This is a genomic window from Mesorhizobium sp. P2_F7, assembly GCF_056403695.1.
Map to the genome: position 1 here is coordinate 1 of NZ_JBFUFA010000020.1, position 22595 is coordinate 22595.

The window sequence follows — 22595 nt, forward strand, 5'->3', positions numbered from 1 at the left end:
CTATCGCAGTGGTGAATCCGATGCCTGGGTCAAAACCAAATGCTGGGATGTCGACCACCTGGATCTCATCGGCGTCAAGCAAGCGGCCGGCAAGCCTTCCGAGGGGCTGTTCGCAAAGGATGGCAAATATGTCGGCAAGGCCGTAATCGCAACAACCCGCGCCATCAAAGACCGGCTGTGGCAGCGCATAGAGCGCGATCGTGCCGAACAGCCGGCCGGCGTGCCCTCGGCCGTCGCTGACGACGATGTTGACTGGGTCAAGCCTAGCATCACTGCCCACGTCCGTCATCTGCGCGGTGAGTTGAAGCTACGTCACGCCTCGGTGCAGGATTTTCGGGAAGAGTAACTCATGCCTATCAGACGGAAAGCCGTGGATGCCGGCATTTTGGATCCTGCCGAATTGGCGTTGCTGGGGCGAGTTTTCGCGCAGATGAAAACTGGTGACCAATCAGCCGATTCTCAGAGCAGACTGGCTTCTCGGATCATCGCCAATTTTATGGCCGGCGTCACCGACAAGCCGAACTCATATCGCTGTCCAAGCAACCTTTAGGCCGATAGGCGGAACCTAACCTGCCCATGGAAATTAGAGGGCTATGAGCACACGCGGCACAGATTTTTGTACAAATGGATTGGCGCCAATGTTCCCGCAACGGTCGGCTCTGACATCCTCTCCGTTGCCGAGCTTACGCAAAAGCTATTTGCCGACGCCAAGGCGATCGGCATCGGCAGCGTCGAGATCGAGGAAGACACCGGCAGCGTCTATGAAACTATCCTTGACGCGATCGTCCATCGCGACGGCGGCCTGGCCGTGACCGCGATATATCGGCCGGATGGGCAAAGGCTGGACATTTCAATCACTGATCGAAAAAATGTCAGTGCCGGCGTACTGCCCAACCCAGCCTATCACCATAAGCAAGCGCTCGATATTACGAAGCTCAGCGACCGATTCGGCCCAGACGCGCCGGCCATGGAATGGGATTTCGGCCGAAGCTTCGGTGCAAAAAATGCCGGGGCAATAACGTCGGCCTGATCTATACCCCAGACACCAGCCCGGCGGCGGGTTTCTGAGCAGTCAAGGATTAGCGGAACCTAATTTGATTCCGCAACTTTATCTCCCCATGAACGAACGGCCTAACCCCAAAAAACTTGTCCCCGGCCCTCAGCCCCGGCGGGAGACCAGCAAAGGGGTCTTGGTGGCCGCTGCGGTGCTGCTCTTTGCGTTCATTGCTCTACTCGTATTTTGGTTCCTTCAATGAGTAAGCGCGGCGTCGACTTCCTTCACAAATGGATGAAAGAACACCTGCCGAACAGGTTCACCGACGACCCGGCGGCCATCACTGATTTTGCCGACCAGGCAATGACGGCAGCTGACAAGGAGGGCATTAGCGCAGACGAGGTCAGCAAAGAGGTCGGTAGCGTTTTCCGGGTCATTCTTGAGGCGATGCAGAACCGTGCCGGCGGCGAGGATGGATGACCGTGCCGAAATCAAAAAGATTCTGGATCGCTGCAGGGATCTTGGCAACGCTTGCTATTGTTGCTCTCGTGATGTCGCTATCCCTTGCCGCGCTCTCACCTCACTCACGGCCTGCGCAGGCTTCACCGGTCCCGTTAAATTCCACTGGATGAAAGGCGCCCTTTTGCCGGTGATTGTCTCGATCGACTTCAGCAGCGGCTCATGAACCTCACGAAGCGCCTGGTAGGGCTTGCTGTGGTAAGCTAGAAGCGGACCGACGATGCTCTTGTGCAGCGCCTCTGCCGCCGACAGGAAGCGGTCAATCTGATCCTGCGAAAGCTGGTTGGATGGTTTGGTTCTGGCCATTGGCGATCTCCGTTTGAAGGGGTTCGCCGCAACGAGGATTATATTCCTCGAAGTTGGTGACGTAGGTCAAGCGTAAAAAAGACGAAGGGCCCGTGCACATATGAAATTAGGTTGGGCAGGCTGTTAGCTGGCAATTGCTAACGTAGGCTGAGACAACATCCGCCGTTAGTTCGGCTAGTTCAACTGCGTGGTGGTAGTCGTGGTGGTTGTGGTCGTCCGTCATGTGTTTGTCCCTGTTGTGAGACCTATCTTAGACCGGGCTTAGGTACGCCTTCTAGGGATTGCCTGCTGGCCATTGAGGAGGCGGCGATTAAGAATCCAACTTCCGCTGAATGGATTCTCGTCTACGTCGAGAAGGCTAGCGGACGCTGAATTCGAGGTCGGGGAGTTGCGGGTTGCACTCTCGCCCTGGCGAGCCTTCAAACGCGTCTCGTTTACTCGTGTCGGCAGATTCCGCGCTGATCGTTGCCGCCACAGCAAGCAGACTGAATGCCACGTCTTTCATGGCTTGCTCAGCCTAACCCCGGTGCCGCCGTCGACCCTCTCGCCATGGGTCAGGAAGGTCACACATGCTGCCAGCTTGTCAGGTTCGCTTTTCGATACTTGCATAGCGGCAGCTGAATTCTCATTCATCGGCTGTTCGTGCGGCCACGGCGACATGGTCAACAGCTTCGGCAATAGCCCATCGCCTCGTTTTGCGGCATGGACATGAAGCGCATGTAACAGGGAAAGCACGGCCACCTCTCTTGCCAATCTCGTCTCACACAACCGTCATTCGCCACCCGAATGGCCAGGGCCCTTGCGCAGCCGACAACCGATGATAGCTGGGCGCGCTCTGAAGGTCGCGAACTGAAGCAGCAGCACGACAAAAAGAACAACAAGGGCAGCCGCCAGCCCTGTAACAATAACCATCCAAGAACGTCGCTGCCGTCGAGATGTTCCGGGAGGTTGCGCAAACACCTTGCGAGCAAGCTTCCCCGCTAAGGGCGCGATATAGCTATTCCGTGATCGTTGGGTGAGGCTTCCCGCTATTGCGAAGAACCTTTGCCAGCTTCTTGAACAGGTGTGGGTTGCCTCTAGCGCTGGCCGCATTGGCCTTTACGGTCGAAAGACCCTGGCCCTCGATGCTCAGGTGGATTTCGCGCAGATCGTCGTCATACCAGACGCCAATCTTCGGATACGCTGTTCTACCGGCACGCTTCGTCATCACTGCCTCGGATGACAATTGCGACCTTTGTTTCATTGCTCGTTCTCGTTGTCATGGCCCAGGTACGCGGCTGCAAGCAGGATCGCGCAACGCCAGTGCGCGCGCAAGCCGGCTCGCTTATGGCGATTTCGGTAAGAATGAAGATTGGCCGGCGCCGCTCGCTTCAAGTTGCTTTGCTATCGTCCCCATCGCCACAAGTCGGGAATTCAACAACCGGACGTCGGATTATTCGTATGCAAATCAATTCCGCGACGCTATGGATGCTTCCTCAACGTAAGCTTTGGGGATTTAGCATGGCTCCGCACGGACAGCATGCCGTTGAAATTGTCGAGGGCAATACGTGGTCGGTTCGCGTGACCTTCAATGGCGTCACCAAGACCGTTGCCTTTACAGCTGAAAGCTACGCGCGCTCCTACGCTGACGGGCAGGCGTTTCGGCTTGGTGTTGAGGTGGTAAAGGCGAGGAAGTGCGCGTGATACCTTCGCTCCCAGAAGCCGGGTAGCGTTTCGCTGAGTGGCCGGGCTGGGAGCCTTGGTGCTGCTCAACAGGTGACATCGCCGGCTGACATCGATCTGGGAACCAAGACGACGTGTTGTGGTTAACTCCCCATGCTGGTCGGAGATTTCGACACTACGCCACTCAGGCACACCAAGTTGTTTGGCGATGCCAAGATCGCGATGCTGACGCACAGAGTCATTTTCCACATGGATGTGACTGCGGCTGCAGCGGACAAGGTAGACAAAGCGCTGGGGGAATTGCTTGATGCAACTGCGGCAGAGCGACAACAAGTACAGCGCGATGCGATCGTGTTGAAACAAATTGCGACGTAGGCGCAACTCGGCCGACGGCTGAGTAGCGCTCTAACCGTTGATTTCTTGTGGAGTCGTACTCATGTTGCGGCCACCAAGACCCACAAAACGCTTGGAGGTTTCCTTGACGTCCACATTCAATGTCGGAAATGCCGGTGGCTATGAGCAGTTGATGGGCCGGTGGAGCAAAAAGCTGGCACCGCTCTTTATCAATTTCGTCGGATTGTCTGACGGCGAACGGATCCTGGACGTCGGATGTGGGACGGGCAGCCTGACCTTTGCGCTTCCGAACGCGGCGAATGTTCAAGAAGTTGCTGCAATAGATTTCTCGCCGGTTTTCGTCGACGAGGCTAACCGGCTCAATACCGACCCGCGTATCCACATTCACCGGGGCGACGCGACCTCGTTATCGTTTCCAGACGCATACTTCGATCGAGCCCTGGCGCTGCTTGTTTTGCATTTCGTGCCAGAAACGGGTCGAGCGATCGGAGAGATGCGACGGGTCGTCAGGCCAGGGGGCGTTGTGGCTGCAGCGGTGTGGGACCATCTCGGCGGCATGCCGGTTATGCGCATGATGTTGGACACGCTCGCGGTTATCGATGAGAACGCGCGAGCACTTCGAAGCCGGTACTGTTTCCAGCCCATGATGCAGCCGAATGAAATGAAGCAAAGCTTTATCGACCAAGGGCTCCATGATGTGGAGGAAACCCAGCTTTTGATCCGGATGGATTATTCTTCATTCGATGACTATTGGGGTCCGATCACTTCGGGAGAGGGGCCGCTTGGGAAGTACGCAGCGGGTCTGGATCCGGTGATGCGAGCCAAGGCAGACGCGGCCGTTCGTGATGCCTACCAAGCAGGTCGCCCCGATGGCCCCCGTTCGTTCGTTTCGGTCGCATGGGCTTGCCGGGGGACGGTCAAATAGGGCCTAGGTTCTCATCCGACGCAGCCTCTGAGCATGTACGGACCCTGGTTAGTCCGCCTCACCGGTCTGAAACAAAAAAGTGGAAGTCGCGCCCGCGAAGCCGCCGGCACTGCTACGGTTTTTACAACGCACGCTACAGTATGAGACGGGACAGCCTAGCACAATGCCACCCCAAGCGCCGCAACACGTTGACAGACAAGGCTTTGACGGTATCAACCGTGAAGGCGAGGAACGGCACGACCGAAGACCGGTGCCAAACATTGATTGGCCTTCCCTCGTGTAGGCTCAGTTGTTCTGAGACGCCCGCATCTCCGAGATCACCGTGAAGAAACACCGCGGTCGGGTGATGGAAAAGATGCACGCCCGTTCATTGGCCGAACTTGTCAACATGAGCGCCAGTCTCGGACTGTCCGTTCCGTGAAGGTTAGGGCGTCGGACTCGCGGCGAATCCCCGCTTCCGATTTAGTGCTCACTTAATGGTTTGCCGAAAACTCATCGTCCGCTAGTGAACTGGCGAGATTGGTGAGCGGTGCACCGCCCGAACGATCAGTGAATGGCGGCTTTTGCTTTTCTCGCGCGAAAAGCCGACGGTCCGGACACGGCCCAAAATCTGCCGGTCAGCAATGCGTCACTAGTGTGCCATTGGCCTCCACCAACGCATAGCGGTAGACTAGCTGATCGGTTACGACGACCGAGACTGAGAGCAACGGGGACGGCATATGTCGGCGACTGCTTTTGCATTGACCGGATTCATCTCGTGGGCACTGGGGCTGCTGATCGTGATGGAAGTGATCCGTACATATCTGGTGATTTCCGGAAAGGTCGCAGCTAACGGCTTTACGCCAGATAACGCGGGTCTTTCCCCCTTTATGCAGAGGTTAGCCCGCGCCCACGCCAACTGCATAGAAGGGCTTCCAATCTTCGGAGGCCTGCTCGGAGTCGCGATCATTATTTCAAAGACAGATGTCACGGATCCGCTTGCCGCTACCCTGTTAGGCGCGCGGATAGTTCAGTCGATAATTCACCTCGTCTCCACGACCCAAGTCGCAGTCAGTCTCAGGTTCACTGCGTTCGCCGTGCAAATGGTGATTGGTGCGTATTGGTCCTGGGCGCTGTTGAGGTGAAGAGCCCACTTCAGAAGCCGCCGCTGGCGGGTGAATTACGGCGATCTTTTTTCGTTYGGCGGGTATTTTTGTGCCCGCCGGAACATTTATCTACCGGGAGTTTGCCTCCCGACGCTTACCCATGTCGGGAAGAAGTAGCTCTTCGTCGGCTTGGCCTCAGGAACCCCTCCTTGAGCAATCCAAGCGCGTCAAGCGCGTCTTCGCTTTCAAGATCTGTCAATGCGACCCCCTCTACGATGACAACCTCTCCGTCGCCTGTGTCATAGACATCCCAACGGTCGTCGTGGGCCCTTCGTATGGTGTATCGCCGTTCCATCATTCGCCGGGTAAATGAGTCGCCCGAGCGAAGGTAGCAAAACTTAGCAGCCGACGGACCTTGTGCACAGGTTAGATGCCAGGAAAGGGAACCGCCAGCAGTAAAACACTTTTGCCAAGTCAGAACATCTACAAGCCGGGCATCGCCGGTCGGATAAAGCACCTACGCACCGAAGATGAACTGCCACGCGGTTCCCTTAAGGACCTTCTCGGTGAATAAGAGCGCACAGGAAACAAGGTGAGCATGCCTCTCAAAGAGATCCAGAGTCGCTGAGTGAGTGAGATAAATGTGGCGTTGGCAGCCGGTGCATTCGAACCATGTGATTGCCTGAAACCAGGCCATCTTTTCTACGGGAGTGTCACAGTTGGGGCAATGAAATTTCATTTTGACTGGCAATAAACTTGGCGACAGAAGCCCGCCTGTGGAAGCGCGTGCAGGAGCACCCGGGACCAGCGCCGAAGGGTATGAAGCGGCCGCCGACACAATGGGTCAAGCCGGGTCTGATCGGCCGYGTGAAGCACCTGCGCGGCGAGGAGGACTTGCGGCATGCTTCGCTGCAGGACTTCCGAGAGGAAAACTGATCGCTATTGGTACTTTGGACGATGGGATACGCCAAGCTAGAATTTCATTGCGACGCCGACGCGGAAGTCATGTGTCTGGAGCGTATGTTCAAGGGTGCACCCGCCGCCGCAATACTCTAGCGATTTCTTCCCGAAGAAGGAGAAATCGTATTCCCCGCGCAAGAACACGTTATGGGTGAGCGCGACGTCTAAACCTGCGCCGACGATGCCGCCGACCAAAGTGGCGTCACGCTCGGCGTCGCCACCTGGATAGAACGTCTTCAACTTTGCGGCGGTGACGCCAGCCGTGACGAACGGCATGTAAGCCCCCATGTCCATGCCGACACGACCCTTAACGGAGCCGAACAGGCCGGTGGATGCGTCGAGGGTGCCTGGACCTGGTATGTCGTTGAAGGTGTTCTTCTTGAAGCGATACCCAAGCTCCCCTTCGACGCCGTAGACAATCTTGCCTGACTGGAAGTTATAGCCCGCAAAGCCGCCGATTGTTGCCGAGCCGGGGCTATGGGTGGCGCCGGCGCCGATGTTTGGCTCATGAATCTTATAGTGTTCCAGCGTACCCGCGCCGAAGATACCAGCGTACGGTCCTTGCCAAGTCCATTCAGGGGTGTCGACGGGAGCACTAATTGTGTCAGCGGCGATTGCCGACGCGGTAACCGTAAGCGCAATGAGAGAAGCGAGAACTAGAGCCTTCATTGGAATCCCCAAGCCAAATCTTAGGCGCCTATTATCAACGGGTCTGCAACTTTGTATGTAGCTACGCAGCAACACATGTCGGCTAAGCTGCGGGCGTTGGACCTATCCGTGTCGGTGGCGGGCTTTTTCGTAAGCCTCGGAACATTGCGATATACGGGTGGTTGTAGAGGGCTTCCCTAGCGGAAAGCTATATGAGCGGAACATAATGAAAGCCTCGTGCTTATCGGCTCATGAGCACACGCGGCACGAACTTCCTTCACAAATGGCTTTCCAGCAACGTACCAGAGACGGTCAGCGCTGATGTCCTCTCCGTTGCCGAAGCTTACGCAAAAGCTGCCGACGCCAAAGCGATCGGCATCGGCAGTGTCGAGATTCCGCTTAAGCCTTATGCCGGTTTCGGTCTACCGTAAGGCCTACTTTTGTCGCTAAGTGCGCCAACGGTCCGCCTATGGCGCGAATCGTCCAAGACGGTGACCCTCCGCCAACTGATGGTCAAACAGAAAGAGGATGTCCCACGAGGCCTCCATGGACATTCCCGACAGTTGACGGTACTTTTTGTGGCTGTTTTGTCGCTTGGTCGAACGTGGCAAGATGCAAAAATCGCTCGATTGATCTGGATAGTTGCTGAAACCTCAAATTATTTTTTGTGGCGATTTTCCTTTAAAATCAAAAGCGTAACTTTTTGACGGTTCTGTTGTCGGACATTTCGCGACAAAGAAAAATATTTGGCAGTAATTTCAATGGGTTATAGGTTATTAGAACAATCGAGTGGGAGTGATTCAGCCTTACCCAAACGCCGCCGAAGCACGCCAATCTGCGACGTAGCGTACTGAGAAGCCATATTCGGACTCGAATGTGCCGACGCCGATCGATCTCCAGGTGCAGTAGAGTTCGCCGGGCAGTCCGCCTGCAGCGGAGAGCACGACATCTGTCGCCGACTTCGGGACCATCAAGGTCAACCTCCTCCTCCCACACTACGATCGGACAATGACGCCACCGTCTTCAGCGCGCCATCGAGCATGTCGCCTTTCTCGTCCTTCAGCGCGGCCTCGCGCAACCGCCTGATCCAGTCGGCAGCGTCATCGCGGCCCTTGACCAGATCGAGCGCCGACAGGACGCGGTCGAATTTCGACTGGGCGCGGATATGGGTGTCGCTGTAGCCCTTGATCAGTCGGCGGCAGTTGAGGATTTCTGTGGCCAACGCGTAGTCCTGAGGCACGTGGCGGAGCGCCAGCGCATACCAGCGCTCCAGATGTGCGGTCTCCACCTTGTGGCGCAACAGCCGACGGCGCCAGCGGCGCAGGCCGCCGATGAACCAGAGCGCTGCAAAACCGGCAAAGCTGTCGGTGCGAATGCGGCGGCCATGGTTGATGCGCCGGTCGAGAAAGGCGGCGAGTTTCGGCCTGCTCTCGATGTAGCTGCCGAGCCCCGCCGGCATCGTGCCGCAGAACTCCTCGATGCGCGGATGGAAATATTCGGTCACCTGCAGGATAGAACCGTCCTTGACGCCGACCTCCTTGCGCACACGCCGGTCGCGCGACGAACGCGTCTTCAGGTCGGCAACGCGGATCATGTCGTCGTAGCACAGGGCGTTGGCGAGATGCTTCGCGGCGGCGATGGATAGCGCATAGGCATGGCCGGCGCTATCCGCCAACCTTGCAGCAGGCTTTGCGGTCCGCTGACTTTTCCCGCCGCATCCAAGCCAATCCTGGCGACCGCGGGTTCCGCCGCCTGTGGCGCTGGTGAACTGGTGCCGCGGGCGCGATCAAAGGCGGCGCCAAAGGCGGCGAGGCTGGCTTTCACGCCCCGGCCGCCGACGCCGATCGCCTGTTCGTAGCTTTCGCGTGTAAACGGCAGCGCATCGGAGCCGGCCAGCGCGCCAAGCAGGCTGGCAGAGATCATCGAGCCATTGTCGGCGGCGATCTTTTCCATGTCGAAAGCGATGAAGCGTTTCGATGCAGCTTCGGCTGTCGCGTGTACCTTGGAAGACGAGGCCCGGCCGTCACCCGGCTCGATCTTTTCCGACACGGCGGCAATACGGTGTGAAGAAGCGATGAGCGTGGTGCGATCGGGCGTGACGAAGCCTCTGATGATGGCGCGGCCGGCTTCCATCAACTCGGCAGCGATCAATATGTCGACGTCGCCTTGCGAAGGCGACAGGGCAAAGACCGGCAGCCGGCCGGTATCGCGGGCCATCTCGACGTAGTAGATCGTGGCGCCAGTGCGCTGGGCGACGCCGGCGACCGAGGTCGATTGCGCGACGTAGGAATTGCGCTCGGCAACGTCGGTGATCCAGTCGGCCAGCACGCCGCCGCCCTGGCCGCCGACCGCCAGCACGGCAAGCTTGATGACGCGCTCGTCGTCCTGTGCGCCGCTTCGGGCGCTGAATGGCGGGACAGCGTCAAGCATCGGCAAAGGTCAGGCGCTGGCTCTCGCGGCGGCGCTGCATCAGGCCGATCACGACGCGGCGGGCGTTCTCCAAAAAGCGATCCCATCGGCTCGGATTGTGCACGACATCGGCGCGGTAGAAGGATGGGCACAGCACGGCGGCGTCCGCCACCTCGCCGCAATTGCCGCAGCCGACGCAGCTCTGGTCGATCGATGCCACCGGATCGTCGCGCAAGGGATCGTCGAGCGACTTCACCGACAGCGACGGGCAGCCGGACAGCCGCATGCAGGCGTGGTCGCCGGTGCAGATGTCCTCATCGACGCCGAACTTCGGCTTGACGACACGGGTCCCGCCCTTGATCGCCTGGTCGACCAGCGGCTTTTCGCGGCGCTGGCGATTGAGCATGCATTCGGACGAGGCGACGATAACCTTGGGACCTTTCTCCTCCGTTGTCAGTGCCTCGCGCAGCGTGTCCTGCATCTTGCCGACATCATAGGTGCGGTCGATGTGGCGCAGCCATTTGACGCCCATGCCTTTCACTGCCTCGGTGATCGGATGCTTGGTCGACTTGGTCTTGTTGCCCGCGCGGGAGGAGAGAATGTCCTGACCGCCGGTGGCGGCTGAGTAGAAATTGTCGACGATGACGATGACGCCGTCGTTCTTGTTGAACACGGCGTTGCCGATCGAGGAGGTCAGGCCGTTGTGCCAGAAGCCGCCATCGCCGACGAAGGAGATCGAGCGGCGCTTGGCGTCCGGCGAATTGAAGGCCGAGGCCGAGGCCGGACCCAATCCGTAGCCCATGGTGGTGGCGCCAAGCTCGAAGGGCGGCATGATCGAGAACAAATGGCAGCCAATGTCGGATGCGATGTGGTGCTTGCCGAGTTCCTGCTCGACCAGCTTGGTCGCGGCAAAGATCGGCCGCTCCGGGCAACCGATGCAGAAACCCGGCGGACGGCCCGGCACGACGTTGATCAGATCAGCGGTGTCGACGCCGTCGCCGACCTTGTTGGGCGCGCGCACTTCACCCGGCAAGAGATGCGGGGCCTCGGCGCGCAGGAAGGCGCCGATGCCGTCGAGCATTACCTGGCCGGTATATTCCCCGGCCATCGGCAAATACTCCTTGCCGACCAGCCTGGTGCCGCGCCCGGCCTTGTGCAGCATGGCGGCAAAGGCCTGCTCGATGTAGTTGGGCTGGCCTTCCTCGACCACCAGCACCGCCTGCTTGCCTTCGCAGAAGGACAGGAACTCGTCGTCGATCAGCGGATAGACGGCGTTGAGCACATAGAGAGGCACATCCGTCTCGCCATAGGTGTCGGCGAGGCCGAGACGCTGTAGGGCGCGGATGACCGAATTGTACATGCCGCCCTGCATGACGATGCCGACGGAGCCGTTGTCCGAGCCGAAAAATTCGTTGATCTTGTTATCGCGAATGAAGTCCACGGCCGCCGGCCAGCGCTTTTGCACCTTTTCCTTCTCGTGCAGGAAGGAAGCGGGTGGCAGCACGATGCGGCCGGTGTCGCGGCGCGGCGCGTCGAGCGCGTCGGCCACCGTCATCGGCGGGCGCTTGTTGTTCTTGGCGATGAAATGGCCATGCACATGGCAGCAGCGGATGCGGACCTGAAGCATGACCGGCGTGTTGGAGGCCTCGGACAGTTCAAAGCCGTCCTCCACCGCCTTGACGATCGACGGCAGATTGGGGCGAGGGTCGAGCAGCCAGACCTGGCTCTTCATAGCGAAGGCATGGCTGCGCTCCTGCATGATCGAGGAGCCTTCGCCATAATCCTCGCCGACGATGATCAGTGCGCCGCCGGTGACACCGCCGGAAGCGAGGTTGGCGAGCGCATCGGAAGCGACATTGGTGCCGACGGTCGACTTGAAGGTGGCGGCACCGCGAATGGGGTAGTGCACCGAGGCGGCCAGCATCGCGGTGGCAGTGGCCTCCGACGCGCTCGCCTCGAAATGCACGCCGAGTTCGCCCAGAATATCCTGCGCGTCGGCCAGCACATCCATCAGGTGGCTGATCGGCGCGCCCTGGTAGCCGCCGACATAGCCGACGCCGCATTGCAACAGCGCCTTGGTGATGGCGAGGATGCCTTCGCCGGCAAATTCCTCGCCGGCGCCGAGCCTCAGTTTTTCGACTTCCTTGGCAAAAGACCGTTCGGCCATTTTTCCAACCTTCCGTTGCCGGCCATGCGGCCGGCGCTTACGTCTAGATGTCGTGTTTGCGAATGTTCTTGAGCATCTTCAAAAGCGTCGCGATCAGCGCGGCATATTCCGCGTCGTCTATATCGTCGAACATTGCTTCGAACGCGTCATGCATGGCTGGCCAGGCGCGGGTGAACTCGGCGCGGCCCTCATCGGTCAGGAAGACATGGCGGATGCGGCTGTCGGTGACACCCTGCTCGCGCCGCACGAAGCCTTGCCCTTCCAGCGTGTCGAGCGTGCGGCTCAAGGTCGACTGCTCGATGACGGTGTAGACCGAGAGGTCGTTGACGGTGACGCCGTCGGTGACCGACAGCACGGCCAGCGTGCGGACCTGCGGAATGGTCAGGCCCTGCTTGCGGAAATCGTCGCGCAAGGTGGCGTTGTAGCGGCCCATGATGCGGTTCATCAGATAGGGCGCGAATTGCTGCAGGCCGATCTGGCCGAGGGTTGAAATGCGCTGACGTTTTTCCGAGGGCTTCTGATCCATCATAGCCGCCCCGCCAGCAGAAAGCCGGAACCGCCGCCGAGGCCTGCGCCCGGATGGGTCGAAGCGCCGATATGATAGAGGTCTTTGATCCCGGTTTGGTGATTGCGGCTGGTCTTGAACGGCCGCCAGAGGAACGACTGGTCGATGGTCGAGGACCCGCCATAGGGATCGCCGCCGACCAGATTGATGTTCATCGCTTCGAGGTCGGCCGGCGAATAGGCGCGGCGTGCAATCACGCTGTCCTTGAAGCCGTCGATATGGCTGGCGAGGATGGCCTCCGCACGATCGGCATAGGCCTCGCGCAGCGCGTCGGTCCAGCGACCGTCGGGCGGTGTTTGCAGCTTGCCGGCGGCATCGCCCTTGATGGCACGAGGCGCCTCGGGCAGTTGCAGCCACAGGATCGCCTTGCCCTCCGGACAGCGCGACGGGTCGAGTGCGTGTGGCTGGCCGACACAGATGGTCGGCACTTCCGGCAGCATGCCGCGCGCCGCCTCGTTGCAGGCTTTCGAGACGCCGTCGAGCCCCGGCGTCAAGTGCAGCAGCGCCACCTTGTCGAGGCCTTCGCCGCGCCATGCCGGCGGCTTGTTCAACGCATAGTGGATCTGGAAATTGCCCTTGCCGTAGCGATATTTCCGCGTTGCTTCGATATCGGCTTCGGGAGCCTCGCTGCCGAGCAGCCGGCCATAAAGCTGCGTCGGCGTGACCGAGCAGATGACGCTTTTGTTGGCGGCAATCGTTTCACCGGACGCCAGATGGACGCCACTCGCGCGGCCACCGCTCTGGACGATCGAGGCGACATCGGCCCCGGTGCGGATCTCGCCTCCGCGTTCCCGGATCAGCGCTTCGAACGCCGAGAGCAGGTTCTTCGCCCCGCCCTTGACGATCGGCGCGCCGGCCGCCTCCAGCGCGAAGGCGATGACCTTGGCGATCTGGCCGGAGAAGGCGTCTTCCGGTCCAAGCCCGGCATGCAGCACCCAGGGCGCCCACAGTGCGCGGATGGTCTCGGACCGGTAGGTGCTTTCCACCCAGTTGCGCGCCGGCACCAGCGCATCGCCGAGAAAGGCGGCAAGGCCGCGCGGGCTGCGCCGCCAGGCATCGCCGGCCAGCAGTTTCGCCGTCGGATAAGACCATAGGCTGCCGCCGAGCAGGCCGAACAGCAGGCCGGCATTGCGCTCGATGCTGCCGACATCGCCCGCATGCCGGTCGCCATCGCCGGCGGCAATCGCGTTGATTGCCGCGACATTGGCGGCGCGGTCGGTGGTGAGCACGGCATGGCTGCCGTCCGGCCGCAGCACGCCGGTTGGCGTGCCGGTGTGGCAGAACTCCAGTCCATGCCGGGCGAGATCGCCGCCCAGTGCCGCAAAGGCCGGCGAGGTGACGAACAGCACGAAGGTCGTCGCCATCACATCATGGATGAAGCCGGGCGCGGTGATCTCCTCGGTGCGCATACAACCGCCGATGCGATCGTTGCGTTCGAGGACGAGCACACGCGCACCTTTGCCACCGAGCATCGCCGCGCAGACCAGCGCGTTGATGCCGCTGCCAACGATGATGTGATCCGGCTGGCTCACTTCAGCGTGCTTTCGCTTAGCCTTTCGACACAAGCGCCAGCGCGCGGATCGGGCTGCCGGTGCCGTGTTCGATCTTGAGCGGTGCTGCGATCAGGATGGCGCCTTTCGGCGGCAACTGGTCGAGGTTGCAGAGGCTCGCCAAGCCATAGCGGTTGGCCTTGTGCATCAGCGTGTGCGCCGGGAATGGCGGCTCCATGCCGCCGGCCTTGCCGGCGTCGGTGCCGATCGTCTCCGAGCCCCAGCCCTTGATGTCCTTGCTGATCAGATACTGGATGGCTTCAGCCGTCGGGCCTGGCGTATGCGGGCCGGTCTCATTGGCGTTGAGGAACTCGGCTTCCGAGCCGTTGCGCTTGTACCAGTCGGTGCGCATCACCACCCACTCGCCGGCGTTGATGGCGCCATGCTTGGCTTCCCATGCCTTGATATGGTCGACGGTGAGCAGGAAGTCGTGGTCGGCTGCGGCTTCCTTCGAGCAGTCGATGACATTGACCGGGCCGACGAAGTTCTGCGCCGGAATGGTGTCCGTGGCGCCGTCCGGATAATCCTTGCCGGTGATCCAATGCTGCGGCGCGTCGAAATGCGTGCCCGAATGCTCGCCGAGCTTCAGCCAGTTCCACGCCCACCACGGGCCGTTCTTGTCATAGCGGGAGATCGAGTGGATCTCGACCTTCGGCGTGTCGACGGCGAGTTCCGGCGGCAGCTTGATCAGCGGCGTGTCCGGCCCGAGTTGCGCCGAGAGGTCGACCACCTTGATGGCGCCTGAAAGCAGCTGGCCGGCGACTTCGCCGAGGAGTTTTTGCGTGTCCATGGTCTGAAGTTCCCTCTTTCTGATGATCATCAAGGCTCGTCTCGGCCCTTAATATCCTACTAGACGAAAACATATGCATCTGCAATTATCTTTAAGCATAAAGGAAATGGGAACGGGGCGTGAGCGAGTTCGACGCCATCTTTGTCGGGGCGGGCCACAACAGTCTGGCATGCGCCGCGCATCTGGCGCTCAAAGGCTGGAAAACCGGTATATTTGAGCGCAGTGCAGCAATCGGCGGCGCCGTCCAGACCCGAGAATTTACCCTTCCAGGCTTCCGTCACGATTTCGGCGCGATGAATCTGAGCCTGTTTTCCGGCTCCGCCTTCCACCGGAAATATGCAAATGAATTGAAAGCGCAGGGCCTCGAGTTCGCGCCGGTGGCCGACTGTTTCGCCAGCGCCTTCCCGGATGGAAGCTGGTTTGGCGTCAGCAACGACTTGGAAAAAACCGCCAGCCGCATGGCTGCGTTCTCCGCAGCCGATGCCGCGACATGGCGCAAGCTCGTTGCCGCCTTCCAAGGCGAGGCCGAGCATTTGTTCCGGCTGCTGGGCTCGCCGATGAGTGCCCGCGCGCTTGCCGGCACCGCCTGGAACCTGTGGCGCAAGAAGGGCATGTCCGGCGCGCTCGACACCGGTCGGCTTTTGCTGTCATCGCCACGCGCCTGGCTGGAGGAAAACTTCGAGTCAACGCATGTGCAGGCAACGCTCGCCACCTGGGGCATGCACCTCGACTTCGCGCCCGACATAGCCGGCGGTGCGGTGTTCCCCTATCTGGAATCGATGGCCAACCAGAGCTTTGGCATGGTGCTGGGCAAGGGTGGCGCCGACACCATCATCCGGGCGTTGTCGGGCATGGTGACCTCGGCCGGCGGCACGATCGTCACCGGTGCCGAAGTGGCCGAAATCACCGTTGCCGGAGGCAAGGCATCAGGCGTGCGGCTCGCCTCAGGTGAGACGCATACAGCGACCAAGGCTGTGATAGCTGGCGTTGCGCCCAAGGCGTTGACCGGCAAGTTGCTGCCCAACGGCTCCGGCGACGCAGGCTTCGATACGGCGATGAAAAAGTTCCGGCATGCGCCGGGCACGATGATGATCCATCTGGCGCTTGACGATTTGCCGGACTGGCGCGCCGGTGCCGAGCTGCGCCAGTTCGCCTATGTGCATCTGTCGCCATCGCTCGATGCGATGTCGCGCACCTACCAGCAGGCGATGGCGGGCGTGCTGCCGGACGAGCCCGTTCTGGTCGTCGGCCAGCCGACCGCGATCGATCCGTCGCGCGCACCGCAGGGCAAGCACATATTGTGGGTGCAGGTGCGCATGCTGCCCGCCGAAATCGCTGGCGATGCGGCCGGCAAGATCGCGCCCGCGCACTGGGATCAGGTCAAGGATGCCTATGCCGAGCGCGTGCTCGACATCATTGAGACCTATGCGCCCGGCCTGCGTGCAAAAATCCTCGGCCGTGCAGTGTTCTCACCCATCGACCTCGAGCGTGAGAATCCCAACCTCGTCGGCGGCGATCAGGTCTGCGGCAGCCATCATCTGGCGCAGAATTTCCTGTTCCGCCCGGCGCGAGGGTATGCCGGCTGGAACACGCCGGTCGCCAATCTGCATCTCATAGGCGCCGCGACATGGCCCGGTGCCGGCACCGGCGCAGCCTCGGGCTTCATGCTCGCGCAACAGCTTGGCGGGAGGTAGCTCGGGAGATTTCATGAAGGCGACGAGAGGCAAGGCGCTGCTGCCCACGAAGCCCGGACCGATAAACTGACAGTGCCGCGCAAAGACAACAAAACCAACAAGGGGAACCAACATGACAATCAACAGACGCGAATTGCTGGGATACAGTGCCGCGGCACTTGGCGTGGCGGCAGTCGGCCTGCCGCAGATCGCCAAGGCGGCGGCCGGCGAACTCACCATCGCCTATAACGTCAACCTGCCGTCCTGGGACCCGACCACCGGACCCTCGGCGGTCAACCCGACCATTCAGGGTCTCTACCAGTCGGTGTTCGACCAATTCATACCGCAGAAGCCCGACCTGTCCTTCGCACCCGGCCTGCTCACCGAATGGGGCTGGAACGAGGACCGCACCAAGGTGACGATGACGGTGCGCGAAGGCGTAAAATGGCATGACGGCTCGCCCTTCACGCCCGAGGACGTGGTCTGGTCGTTGCAGCGGGCGGGCGACGAGAAGACCGGCAACCCGATCCAGTTCGTCTGGAAGAACGTCAACAATTTCAAGATCGACGGTAACAAGATCACCGGCGACGTCGTGCAGTTTGACCCGGTCTATTTCAAATGGATGTCGTTCCTGACCGGCTACATCCTGCCGAAGGCCTATTACGAGAAGGTCGGCGCCGAAGGTTTCGAGAAGGCGCCGATCGGCACCGGCCCCTACATGGTGGAAAAGTTCGAGCGCAACGCCTTCCTGCGGCTGAAGGCCAACCCGCACTATTGGGGCGACAAGCCGGCCTTCGAGAATGTGACGATCAAGTTCGTCACCGATGCGGCGAGCCGCGTTGCCGAGATCGAATCCGGTTCCTCCCAGGTGACGCTCGAAATCCCCTATGAGGAGTATGACCGGCTGGTCGCCAAGGACGGGCTCGCCGGCTCGTGCAAGAACGTTTCCGATATCGGCATGATCTTCTTCAACGACATTGAAGCGATGCTGGACAAGAACGTCCGCCAGGCTGCCGTCATGGCGGTGGACAAGGAGCTTCTGGTCAAGCGGCTGCTGCGCGGCTATGGCCAACCGATCGCGACGCTGGAGACGCCGGAGTACACGGCCTTCGACGCCTCGATCAAGGTCGAGCACAATCCGGAAAAAGCCAAGGAGCTGCTCGCGGCTTCCGGCTATTCGCCGGAGAAGCCGGTCAAGTTCACCATCCAGACGACCAAGGGCTTCAAGCCCAAGGACTATGAGATGATCCAGGCGATCGTCGGCATGTGGCGCAAGGTCGGCATCGAGGCGACGATTGAGGTCTACGAGATCGCCAAGCACTATGAACTGCGCGCGGCCGACAAGCTGGCGCCGGCCGCCTTCTACAATTGGGGCAACGCCATCGGCGATCCGACGACGTCGACCGGCTTTGCCATGTATGGCCCGAGCCCGCACTCGGTGTGGGACAGCAAGGATTTGATCGACATGATCAACCCGCTGTGGGGCGAGAAGGACGAAGCCAAGCGCATTGCCGGCTGGAAGGCGGTCGACAAATACATCGCCGAGCAGGCTTATGTGCTGCCGCTGATCCAGTATGCGCAACCGATCGTGCATGCCAAGGGCGTCAATGTGGTGCAGCATGTGTCCGGTGCGCTGCTGCCGGCGCTGATGACCCCGGCCTGATATCGGCATAGACTGCATGCGCGCCACCGCAACCGGTGGCGCGCCCCTTTTCGCCGGAAATACAGGCGACCATGCTTCTGCAAAGATTTCTGATCCGTCTTCTGACGATGCTGGTCACGCTGTTCGGCGTCGCCGTCGTCGTCTTCGTCGTGATCCGCGTCGCTCCCGGCGATCCAATCGCCATGATGCTGCCGCCCGGTGCGACCCAGGAGGATATCGACCGACTGCGGGCGCTCTACGGACTGGACAAGACCATCGTGCAGCAGTTCTTCATCTGGCTGTCGGGTGTCGTCAGGGGCGATTTCGGCACCTCGATTTCCCTCAGGCAAGATGTGCTCGGCCTCGTTTTCAACCGGTTGCCGGCAACGCTGGAACTCGCCATCGTTGCGCTCATCATGGCGGTGGCGCTCGGTGGCACGACGGCGATCCTCGGCGCGCGCGAACGCGGCACGGCGGTCGAGGCCGGCATCGACATCGCCAGCGGCGCGGCCCTCTCCATTCCCGATTTCCTGTGGGGCCTGGTGCTGATCCTTCTGTTCGGCGTGCTGGTGCCGATCTTCGACATTTCCGGCCGGGTGTCGCCGCAGCTCGACCTGCCCTTCATCACCCAGTTCTATTTCTTCGAAAGCTTGCTTCGGCTGCGCCTCGACCTGACCTGGGATCTGCTCAAGCACATGCTGATGCCGGCCGTGGCGCTGGCGCTGCCGCTGGCTGCAATCATCTCGCAATTGCTGAAACAGTCGCTGAAGGAAGTACTCGACCTCGACTATGTCGTGCTGGCGCGGGTGAAGGGTTTTTCCGAGACGCAGGTCATCCTGCGCGAGGCGCTGAAGAACGCCGCTCTGCCGACGCTGACCCTGGTCGGCGTGCAGTTCACTTTCCTCATCGGCGGCACGGTCATCGTCGAGCGGCTGTTTTCCTATGAGGGGCTCGGCAACATGGCGATCGACGCCGTGATCAACCGCGACCTGCCGCTGATCCAGGGCATCGTGCTGGTGTTCGCATTGTTGTTTGTGCTGATCAATCTTGCGGTCGACATGATGTACGCGCTGCTCAATCCGAGGCTGCGTCATGGATGAGGCGCGCATCCCCAGGCGCGGATTGAGCCCGAGGCTGTGGCTGGCCGGCGGCTGGCTGTTGCTGGCGCTGCTGGCCGCGATCTTTGCGCCGCTGGTGGCGCCGCAGGATCCGCTGGCGCAGGATCTGATGCTGGAGCGGCTGCCGCCCTTCTGGCTCGATGGCGCCGAGCCAGGCTATTGGCTGGGCACCGACAGCCTCGGCCGCGATCTGTTGTCCCGGCTGATCTTCGGCGGCCGCATCGCCTTTATCGTGGCTTTCGCGGCGGCGATCGCCGCGTGTCTGGTCGGATCAAGTCTGGGGTTGATCGCAGGCTATTTCGGCGGCTGGGCCGACCGCATCATTTCACGCATCGTCGATGTCTGGATGGCGTTTCCGCCGGTGCTGTTCGCCATCCTGCTGGTTGCGGTGCTTGGCACGGGCCTGAGCTCCGTCATTCTCGCCATCGCCATCATCGACTGGACGCGTTTCTGCCGGGTGATCCGCGCCGAAGCGATGGGCCAGTCTCGCATGGACTATGTCGAGAACGCCCGCATCGCCGGCTATGGCCGCATCGGCATCATGCTGCGCGAAGTGCTGCCCAATGTGGTGCCGTCGATCGTGGCGCTGCTGTCGCTGGAAATGGGTATCGCCGTCATCGTCGAGGCGATCCTGTCCTTCGTCAATCTGTCGATCTCGACCGACGATCCGACCTGGGGCGGCATCATCGCCGAGGGCCGGCTGTCGATCCACCAGGCCTGGTGGGTGCTGGTGTTTCCGCTGATCACGCTGATCCTCACTGTCTTGTCGTTCAGCCAGTTCGGCGAAGCGCTGAAGACACGCTTCGATCCGGTGCTGCGATGAGCGCCTGCCTCGACATAAGCGATCTGAGCGCCGTGCTGCCAACCGGGCTGCGCGTGCTGCGCTCGGTGTCGCTGTCCGTTCAACCCGGCGAGGTACGCGCCCTGGTCGGCGAAAGCGGTGCCGGCAAGACGATGATCGGCAAGGCAGTGCTCGGCGTGTTGCCGTCGAGCGTGCGCATCGTCGAGGGCACGATGGCACTCGAAGGCGAAGACCTTGGCAGACTGCAGCCCAAGGCAAGGCGCACGCTGATCGGCGCCCGTACGGCGCTGATCCCGCAGGATCCGCTGACCGCACTCAACCCGTCGCGGCGCATCGGTCCGCAAATGACCGACCGGCTGGTGCGCATCCTCGGCTGGAGCGGAGAGAAGGCCGACACGCGCATCCGGCAATTGCTGGACGAGGTGCAGATCCGCGATCCGGACCGCGTGCTGAAGAGCTATCCGCATGAACTGTCCGGCGGTATGCGCCAGCGTGTGCTGATAGCCGCGGCCTTCGCCGCCGAGCCACGGCTGATTGTTGCCGACGAGCCGACCACCGCGCTCGACGTCACCGTGCAAAAGCAGATCCTGCACCTGATCGCCGAATTGCAGCGCGAGCACGGCACCGCGATCCTGTTCGTCACCCACGATCTCGGTGTCGTTGCCAAGATCAGCCAGAAAGTGTCGGTGCTCTATGCCGGCAAGGTGGTGGAAGAGGCCGACACGGCCGCACTCTTCTCCGCGCCTGAGCATCCCTATACGCGGGCATTGATGGCCGCGACGCCGCGCTACACCGATCCCTTCGCTTCGCTGAAGCCGGTGGACGAGGCGGTGCTGGCGGGGCTTGCCGCCGAGATCGCCGCGGCAGACCAGGCGTGGAGGCGGCCGCGTGGTTGAGCCGCTCATCTCCGTGCGCGGGCTGAAGGTGGCGCTGCCCGACATGACCCGCAAGCCGCTGATCGGCCGCGCGCCGCTGGCCGAGATTTTGAAAGGCCTGGACTTCGATCTGCCGCGCGGTTCGGTGACCGGCGTCGTCGGCGAATCCGGGTCCGGAAAATCGACGCTTGGCCGCACTCTGGTCAGGCTGCTGGAGCCGAGCGCCGGCAGTATCAGCTTCGAGGGCCGCGATATCACCCATCTGCCGGAGGCGGAGCTACGGCCGCTGCGCCGTGACCTGCAGATGATCTTCCAGGATCCGATGTCGTCGCTCAACCCGCGCCGTACCATCGCGAGCATCATTGCCGCGCCGCTCAAGCAGAACGGGCTCGGCGACAGGCTCAAGGAGCGCGTCGCCGAAGCCTTGCATCGCGTCGGACTGCCGCAAAGCTTCGCCAGCCGCTATCGTCACCAGCTGTCGGGCGGACAGCGCCAGCGCGTCGGCATTGCGCGCGCGCTGGCGCTGTCGCCGAAATTCGTGCTGGCCGACGAGATCGTCTCCGGCCTCGACGTGTCGACGCAGGCGCAGATCCTCACGCTTTTGGAGAGGCTGGCGGCGGAGATGGGGCTGACCGTCGCCTTCATCAGCCACGATCTGTCGGTGATCAGGCGGCTCTGCCAACAAGTGATCGTCATGCGCGAGGGCAGGATCGTCGAGGCGAGCGCCACCGATGCGCTGTTCGACAACCCCAGGGAGACCTACACGCGCGACCTGCTTGCCGCCATTCCACTGCCTGAGATCGATGCGGACTGGCTGCGGCCGGTAGCGAAAGCGCCGGCATAGGACTGTTCATCCTGCACGCCGAACATCCGGCCTCGGACGTGCAGAAGAGCAAAATCAGCCCGTGAACGGAGGGTAACATGAACTATGCAACCCGCGGCACGATGCTTGCCGCGATCCTGTTCGGCTCGGTGGGAGCGGCCTCGGCCGATTCGATCCCCGGCATGCGCGGCCACGATCATACCGGCATCACCGTTCCCGACATGAAGCAGGCGGTCGACTTCTTCACCGAAGTGGTCGGCTGCAAGAAAGCGATGTCGTTCGGTCCGTTCGCTGACGACAAGGGCACCTTCATGCAAGACCTTCTGGGTGTCGATCCGAAGGCTGTCATCGAGCAGGTCACCATGGTGCGTTGCGGCTATGGATCGAACATCGAACTGTTCAAATACACCGCGCCCGACCAGAAGGATTTGACGCCGAAGAACAGCGATATCGGCGGCTTTCACATTGCCTTGTATGTCGACGACGTCGCTGCGGCGAAAGCCTATCTCGACGGGAAGGGCGTGAAGACGCGGATGGGGCCGCTGCCGGTCAAGGAAGGGCCGGCCGCCGGCCAGATCATCCTCTATTTCCAGGCGCCATGGGGGCTGCAACTGGAGGCGATCAGCTATCCCGATGGGATGGCCTATGAGAAGGGTGCCGAGACCGTTCTGTGGAACCCGAAGAACCCTGAGAAGTGATTTCCAGAGCGCGTTTGCGGGGCCGACCCG

General features: G+C 61.2%; 24 protein-coding genes and 2 pseudogenes. 17 read left to right on the forward strand and 9 right to left on the reverse strand.

Features of this window, described 5'->3' with window-relative positions; genetic code table 11:
- The 4 genes and pseudogenes from AC1DZ8_RS31865 to AC1DZ8_RS31880 all read left to right on the forward strand — a co-directional run.
- Positions 1 to 346 (forward strand): annotated as a pseudogene (locus AC1DZ8_RS31865) (DNA ligase); the annotation flags it as partial.
- Positions 347 to 349: 3 nt separating this feature from the next.
- Positions 350 to 550: a hypothetical protein gene (locus AC1DZ8_RS31870; protein WP_477307016.1), complete on the forward strand. Its 201-nt coding sequence runs from the start codon at positions 350 to 352 to the stop codon at positions 548 to 550.
- A 66-nt stretch (positions 551 to 616) separates the two neighbouring features.
- Positions 617 to 1030: a hypothetical protein gene (locus AC1DZ8_RS31875; RefSeq protein ID WP_477307014.1), complete on the forward strand. Its 414-nt coding sequence runs from the start codon at positions 617 to 619 to the stop codon at positions 1028 to 1030.
- Positions 1031 to 1252: 222 nt separating this feature from the next.
- A complete protein-coding gene (locus AC1DZ8_RS31880) occupies positions 1253 to 1474 on the forward strand; it encodes a PIN domain-containing protein (RefSeq protein WP_477307012.1) in 222 nt (73 codons plus the stop codon).
- Positions 1475 to 1528: 54 nt separating this feature from the next.
- Here the strand turns inward: AC1DZ8_RS31880 and AC1DZ8_RS31885 are convergent, their stop codons facing one another.
- Together AC1DZ8_RS31885 and AC1DZ8_RS31890 are read right to left on the reverse strand one after the other, a co-directional pair.
- Positions 1529 to 1819, reverse strand: a complete 291-nt coding sequence (locus AC1DZ8_RS31885) for a hypothetical protein (protein WP_477307010.1) — start codon at positions 1817 to 1819, stop codon at positions 1529 to 1531.
- A 997-nt stretch (positions 1820 to 2816) separates the two neighbouring features.
- Positions 2817 to 3026 (reverse strand): hypothetical protein, encoded by a 210-nt coding sequence (locus AC1DZ8_RS31890; protein ID WP_477307008.1) that lies wholly within the window; start codon positions 3024 to 3026, stop codon positions 2817 to 2819.
- Positions 3027 to 3037: 11 nt separating this feature from the next.
- Here AC1DZ8_RS31890 and AC1DZ8_RS31895 point away from each other — a divergent pair, with 11 nt between their 5' ends.
- The 5 genes from AC1DZ8_RS31895 to AC1DZ8_RS31915 all read left to right on the forward strand — a co-directional run bounded on the left by AC1DZ8_RS31895 (position 3038) and on the right by AC1DZ8_RS31915 (position 5884).
- Positions 3038 to 3502 carry a hypothetical protein gene (locus tag AC1DZ8_RS31895; RefSeq protein WP_477402282.1) on the forward strand — a complete coding sequence of 155 codons (465 nt, stop codon included), beginning with the start codon at positions 3038 to 3040 and terminating at the stop codon, positions 3500 to 3502.
- Between the two features lie 132 nt (positions 3503 to 3634).
- Positions 3635 to 3856, forward strand: a complete 222-nt coding sequence (locus AC1DZ8_RS31900) for a hypothetical protein (RefSeq protein WP_477307004.1) — start codon at positions 3635 to 3637, stop codon at positions 3854 to 3856.
- Between the two features lie 103 nt (positions 3857 to 3959).
- Entirely contained in the window at positions 3960 to 4760 is an 801-nt protein-coding gene (locus AC1DZ8_RS31905) for a class I SAM-dependent methyltransferase (RefSeq protein WP_477307002.1), read from the forward strand.
- 316 nt (positions 4761 to 5076) lie between these two features.
- A complete protein-coding gene (locus tag AC1DZ8_RS31910) occupies positions 5077 to 5181 on the forward strand; it encodes a LuxR C-terminal-related transcriptional regulator (protein WP_477402305.1) in 105 nt (34 codons plus the stop codon).
- Positions 5182 to 5479: 298 nt separating this feature from the next.
- Positions 5480 to 5884 (forward strand): MAPEG family protein, encoded by a 405-nt coding sequence (locus AC1DZ8_RS31915; RefSeq protein ID WP_477307000.1) that lies wholly within the window; start codon positions 5480 to 5482, stop codon positions 5882 to 5884.
- 933 nt (positions 5885 to 6817) lie between these two features.
- Here AC1DZ8_RS31915 and AC1DZ8_RS31920 read toward each other — a convergent pair.
- Complete coding sequence (locus tag AC1DZ8_RS31920) at positions 6818 to 7474, reverse strand: outer membrane protein (RefSeq protein WP_477306996.1); 657 nt, start codon at positions 7472 to 7474, stop codon at positions 6818 to 6820.
- Positions 7475 to 7704: 230 nt separating this feature from the next.
- Between AC1DZ8_RS31920 and AC1DZ8_RS31925 the strand changes: the two genes are divergently transcribed.
- Positions 7705 to 7884: a hypothetical protein gene (locus tag AC1DZ8_RS31925; protein ID WP_477306994.1), complete on the forward strand. Its 180-nt coding sequence runs from the start codon at positions 7705 to 7707 to the stop codon at positions 7882 to 7884.
- Between the two features lie 375 nt (positions 7885 to 8259).
- On the opposite strand, the gene AC1DZ8_RS31930 is transcribed toward AC1DZ8_RS31925, so the two are convergent.
- The 6 genes and pseudogenes from AC1DZ8_RS31930 to AC1DZ8_RS31955 all read right to left on the reverse strand — a co-directional run bounded on the left by AC1DZ8_RS31930 (position 8260) and on the right by AC1DZ8_RS31955 (position 14934).
- The gene (locus AC1DZ8_RS31930) at positions 8260 to 8424 is read right to left on the reverse strand and encodes a hypothetical protein (protein WP_477402285.1); all 165 of its coding nucleotides are present in this window, start codon (positions 8422 to 8424) and stop codon (positions 8260 to 8262) included.
- Between the two features lie 5 nt (positions 8425 to 8429).
- A pseudogene (locus tag AC1DZ8_RS31935) lies at positions 8430 to 9883 on the reverse strand (indolepyruvate oxidoreductase subunit beta family protein).
- Positions 9876 to 12029: a thiamine pyrophosphate-dependent enzyme gene (locus tag AC1DZ8_RS31940; RefSeq protein ID WP_477306990.1), complete on the reverse strand. Its 2154-nt coding sequence runs from the start codon at positions 12027 to 12029 to the stop codon at positions 9876 to 9878. Before AC1DZ8_RS31940 ends, AC1DZ8_RS31935 begins: the two are co-directional and overlap by 8 nt.
- A gap of 43 nt (positions 12030 to 12072) precedes the next feature.
- Entirely contained in the window at positions 12073 to 12555 is a 483-nt protein-coding gene (locus AC1DZ8_RS31945) for a MarR family winged helix-turn-helix transcriptional regulator (RefSeq protein ID WP_477306988.1), read from the reverse strand.
- Positions 12555 to 14126: a phytoene desaturase family protein gene (locus AC1DZ8_RS31950; RefSeq protein ID WP_477306986.1), complete on the reverse strand. Its 1572-nt coding sequence runs from the start codon at positions 14124 to 14126 to the stop codon at positions 12555 to 12557. Before AC1DZ8_RS31950 ends, AC1DZ8_RS31945 begins: the two co-directional genes overlap by 1 nt.
- 16 nt (positions 14127 to 14142) lie before the next feature.
- The gene (locus AC1DZ8_RS31955; RefSeq protein WP_477280136.1) at positions 14143 to 14934 is read right to left on the reverse strand and encodes a cyclase family protein; all 792 of its coding nucleotides are present in this window, start codon (positions 14932 to 14934) and stop codon (positions 14143 to 14145) included.
- A 119-nt stretch (positions 14935 to 15053) separates the two neighbouring features.
- Between AC1DZ8_RS31955 and AC1DZ8_RS31960 the strand changes: the two genes are divergently transcribed.
- From AC1DZ8_RS31960 to AC1DZ8_RS31990, 7 genes are all read left to right on the forward strand, one after another.
- A complete protein-coding gene (locus AC1DZ8_RS31960) occupies positions 15054 to 16628 on the forward strand; it encodes a phytoene desaturase family protein (protein ID WP_477306984.1) in 1575 nt (524 codons plus the stop codon).
- A 112-nt stretch (positions 16629 to 16740) separates the two neighbouring features.
- Positions 16741 to 18270 (forward strand): ABC transporter substrate-binding protein, encoded by a 1530-nt coding sequence (locus AC1DZ8_RS31965; protein WP_477306982.1) that lies wholly within the window; start codon positions 16741 to 16743, stop codon positions 18268 to 18270.
- A 71-nt stretch (positions 18271 to 18341) separates the two neighbouring features.
- The gene (locus tag AC1DZ8_RS31970; RefSeq protein ID WP_477306980.1) at positions 18342 to 19349 is read left to right on the forward strand and encodes an ABC transporter permease; all 1008 of its coding nucleotides are present in this window, start codon (positions 18342 to 18344) and stop codon (positions 19347 to 19349) included.
- On the forward strand, positions 19342 to 20190 hold the full coding sequence (locus tag AC1DZ8_RS31975; protein WP_477306978.1) for an ABC transporter permease: 849 nt from the start codon (positions 19342 to 19344) through the stop codon (positions 20188 to 20190). Before AC1DZ8_RS31970 ends, AC1DZ8_RS31975 begins: the two co-directional genes overlap by 8 nt.
- The gene (locus tag AC1DZ8_RS31980; RefSeq protein ID WP_477306976.1) at positions 20187 to 21065 is read left to right on the forward strand and encodes an ABC transporter ATP-binding protein; all 879 of its coding nucleotides are present in this window, start codon (positions 20187 to 20189) and stop codon (positions 21063 to 21065) included. The genes AC1DZ8_RS31975 and AC1DZ8_RS31980 overlap by 4 nt, the downstream gene beginning before the upstream one ends.
- On the forward strand, positions 21058 to 21888 hold the full coding sequence (locus AC1DZ8_RS31985) for an ATP-binding cassette domain-containing protein (RefSeq protein WP_477402289.1): 831 nt from the start codon (positions 21058 to 21060) through the stop codon (positions 21886 to 21888). The genes AC1DZ8_RS31980 and AC1DZ8_RS31985 overlap by 8 nt, the downstream gene beginning before the upstream one ends.
- 77 nt (positions 21889 to 21965) lie before the next feature.
- Positions 21966 to 22565 (forward strand): VOC family protein, encoded by a 600-nt coding sequence (locus AC1DZ8_RS31990; protein ID WP_477402291.1) that lies wholly within the window; start codon positions 21966 to 21968, stop codon positions 22563 to 22565.
- The last annotated feature ends 30 nt before the right edge of the window (positions 22566 to 22595 follow it).

Excerpts from the sequence above, each read along its gene's own strand:
- AC1DZ8_RS31870 (WP_477307016.1), top strand. The coding sequence starts at position 350 with ATGCCTATCAGACGGAAAGCCGTGGATGCCGGCATTTTGGATCCTGCC.
- AC1DZ8_RS31880 (WP_477307012.1), top strand. The coding sequence starts at position 1,253 with ATGAGTAAGCGCGGCGTCGACTTCCTTCACAAATGGATGAAAGAACAC.
- AC1DZ8_RS31885 (WP_477307010.1), bottom strand. The coding sequence starts at position 1,819 with ATGGCCAGAACCAAACCATCCAACCAGCTTTCGCAGGATCAGATTGAC.
- AC1DZ8_RS31890 (WP_477307008.1), bottom strand. The coding sequence starts at position 3,026 with ATGACGAAGCGTGCCGGTAGAACAGCGTATCCGAAGATTGGCGTCTGG.
- AC1DZ8_RS31895 (WP_477402282.1), top strand. The coding sequence starts at position 3,038 with ATGACAATTGCGACCTTTGTTTCATTGCTCGTTCTCGTTGTCATGGCC.
- AC1DZ8_RS31900 (WP_477307004.1), top strand. The coding sequence starts at position 3,635 with ATGCTGGTCGGAGATTTCGACACTACGCCACTCAGGCACACCAAGTTG.
- AC1DZ8_RS31915 (WP_477307000.1), top strand. The coding sequence starts at position 5,480 with ATGTCGGCGACTGCTTTTGCATTGACCGGATTCATCTCGTGGGCACTG.
- AC1DZ8_RS31920 (WP_477306996.1), bottom strand. The coding sequence starts at position 7,474 with ATGAAGGCTCTAGTTCTCGCTTCTCTCATTGCGCTTACGGTTACCGCG.
- AC1DZ8_RS31925 (WP_477306994.1), top strand. The coding sequence starts at position 7,705 with ATGAGCACACGCGGCACGAACTTCCTTCACAAATGGCTTTCCAGCAAC.
- AC1DZ8_RS31930 (WP_477402285.1), bottom strand. The coding sequence starts at position 8,424 with ATGGTCCCGAAGTCGGCGACAGATGTCGTGCTCTCCGCTGCAGGCGGA.
- AC1DZ8_RS31940 (WP_477306990.1), bottom strand. The coding sequence starts at position 12,029 with ATGGCCGAACGGTCTTTTGCCAAGGAAGTCGAAAAACTGAGGCTCGGC.
- AC1DZ8_RS31945 (WP_477306988.1), bottom strand. The coding sequence starts at position 12,555 with ATGGATCAGAAGCCCTCGGAAAAACGTCAGCGCATTTCAACCCTCGGC.
- AC1DZ8_RS31955 (WP_477280136.1), bottom strand. The coding sequence starts at position 14,934 with ATGGACACGCAAAAACTCCTCGGCGAAGTCGCCGGCCAGCTGCTTTCA.
- AC1DZ8_RS31965 (WP_477306982.1), top strand. The coding sequence starts at position 16,741 with ATGACAATCAACAGACGCGAATTGCTGGGATACAGTGCCGCGGCACTT.
- AC1DZ8_RS31970 (WP_477306980.1), top strand. The coding sequence starts at position 18,342 with ATGCTTCTGCAAAGATTTCTGATCCGTCTTCTGACGATGCTGGTCACG.
- AC1DZ8_RS31975 (WP_477306978.1), top strand. The coding sequence starts at position 19,342 with ATGGATGAGGCGCGCATCCCCAGGCGCGGATTGAGCCCGAGGCTGTGG.
- AC1DZ8_RS31980 (WP_477306976.1), top strand. The coding sequence starts at position 20,187 with ATGAGCGCCTGCCTCGACATAAGCGATCTGAGCGCCGTGCTGCCAACC.
- AC1DZ8_RS31990 (WP_477402291.1), top strand. The coding sequence starts at position 21,966 with ATGAACTATGCAACCCGCGGCACGATGCTTGCCGCGATCCTGTTCGGC.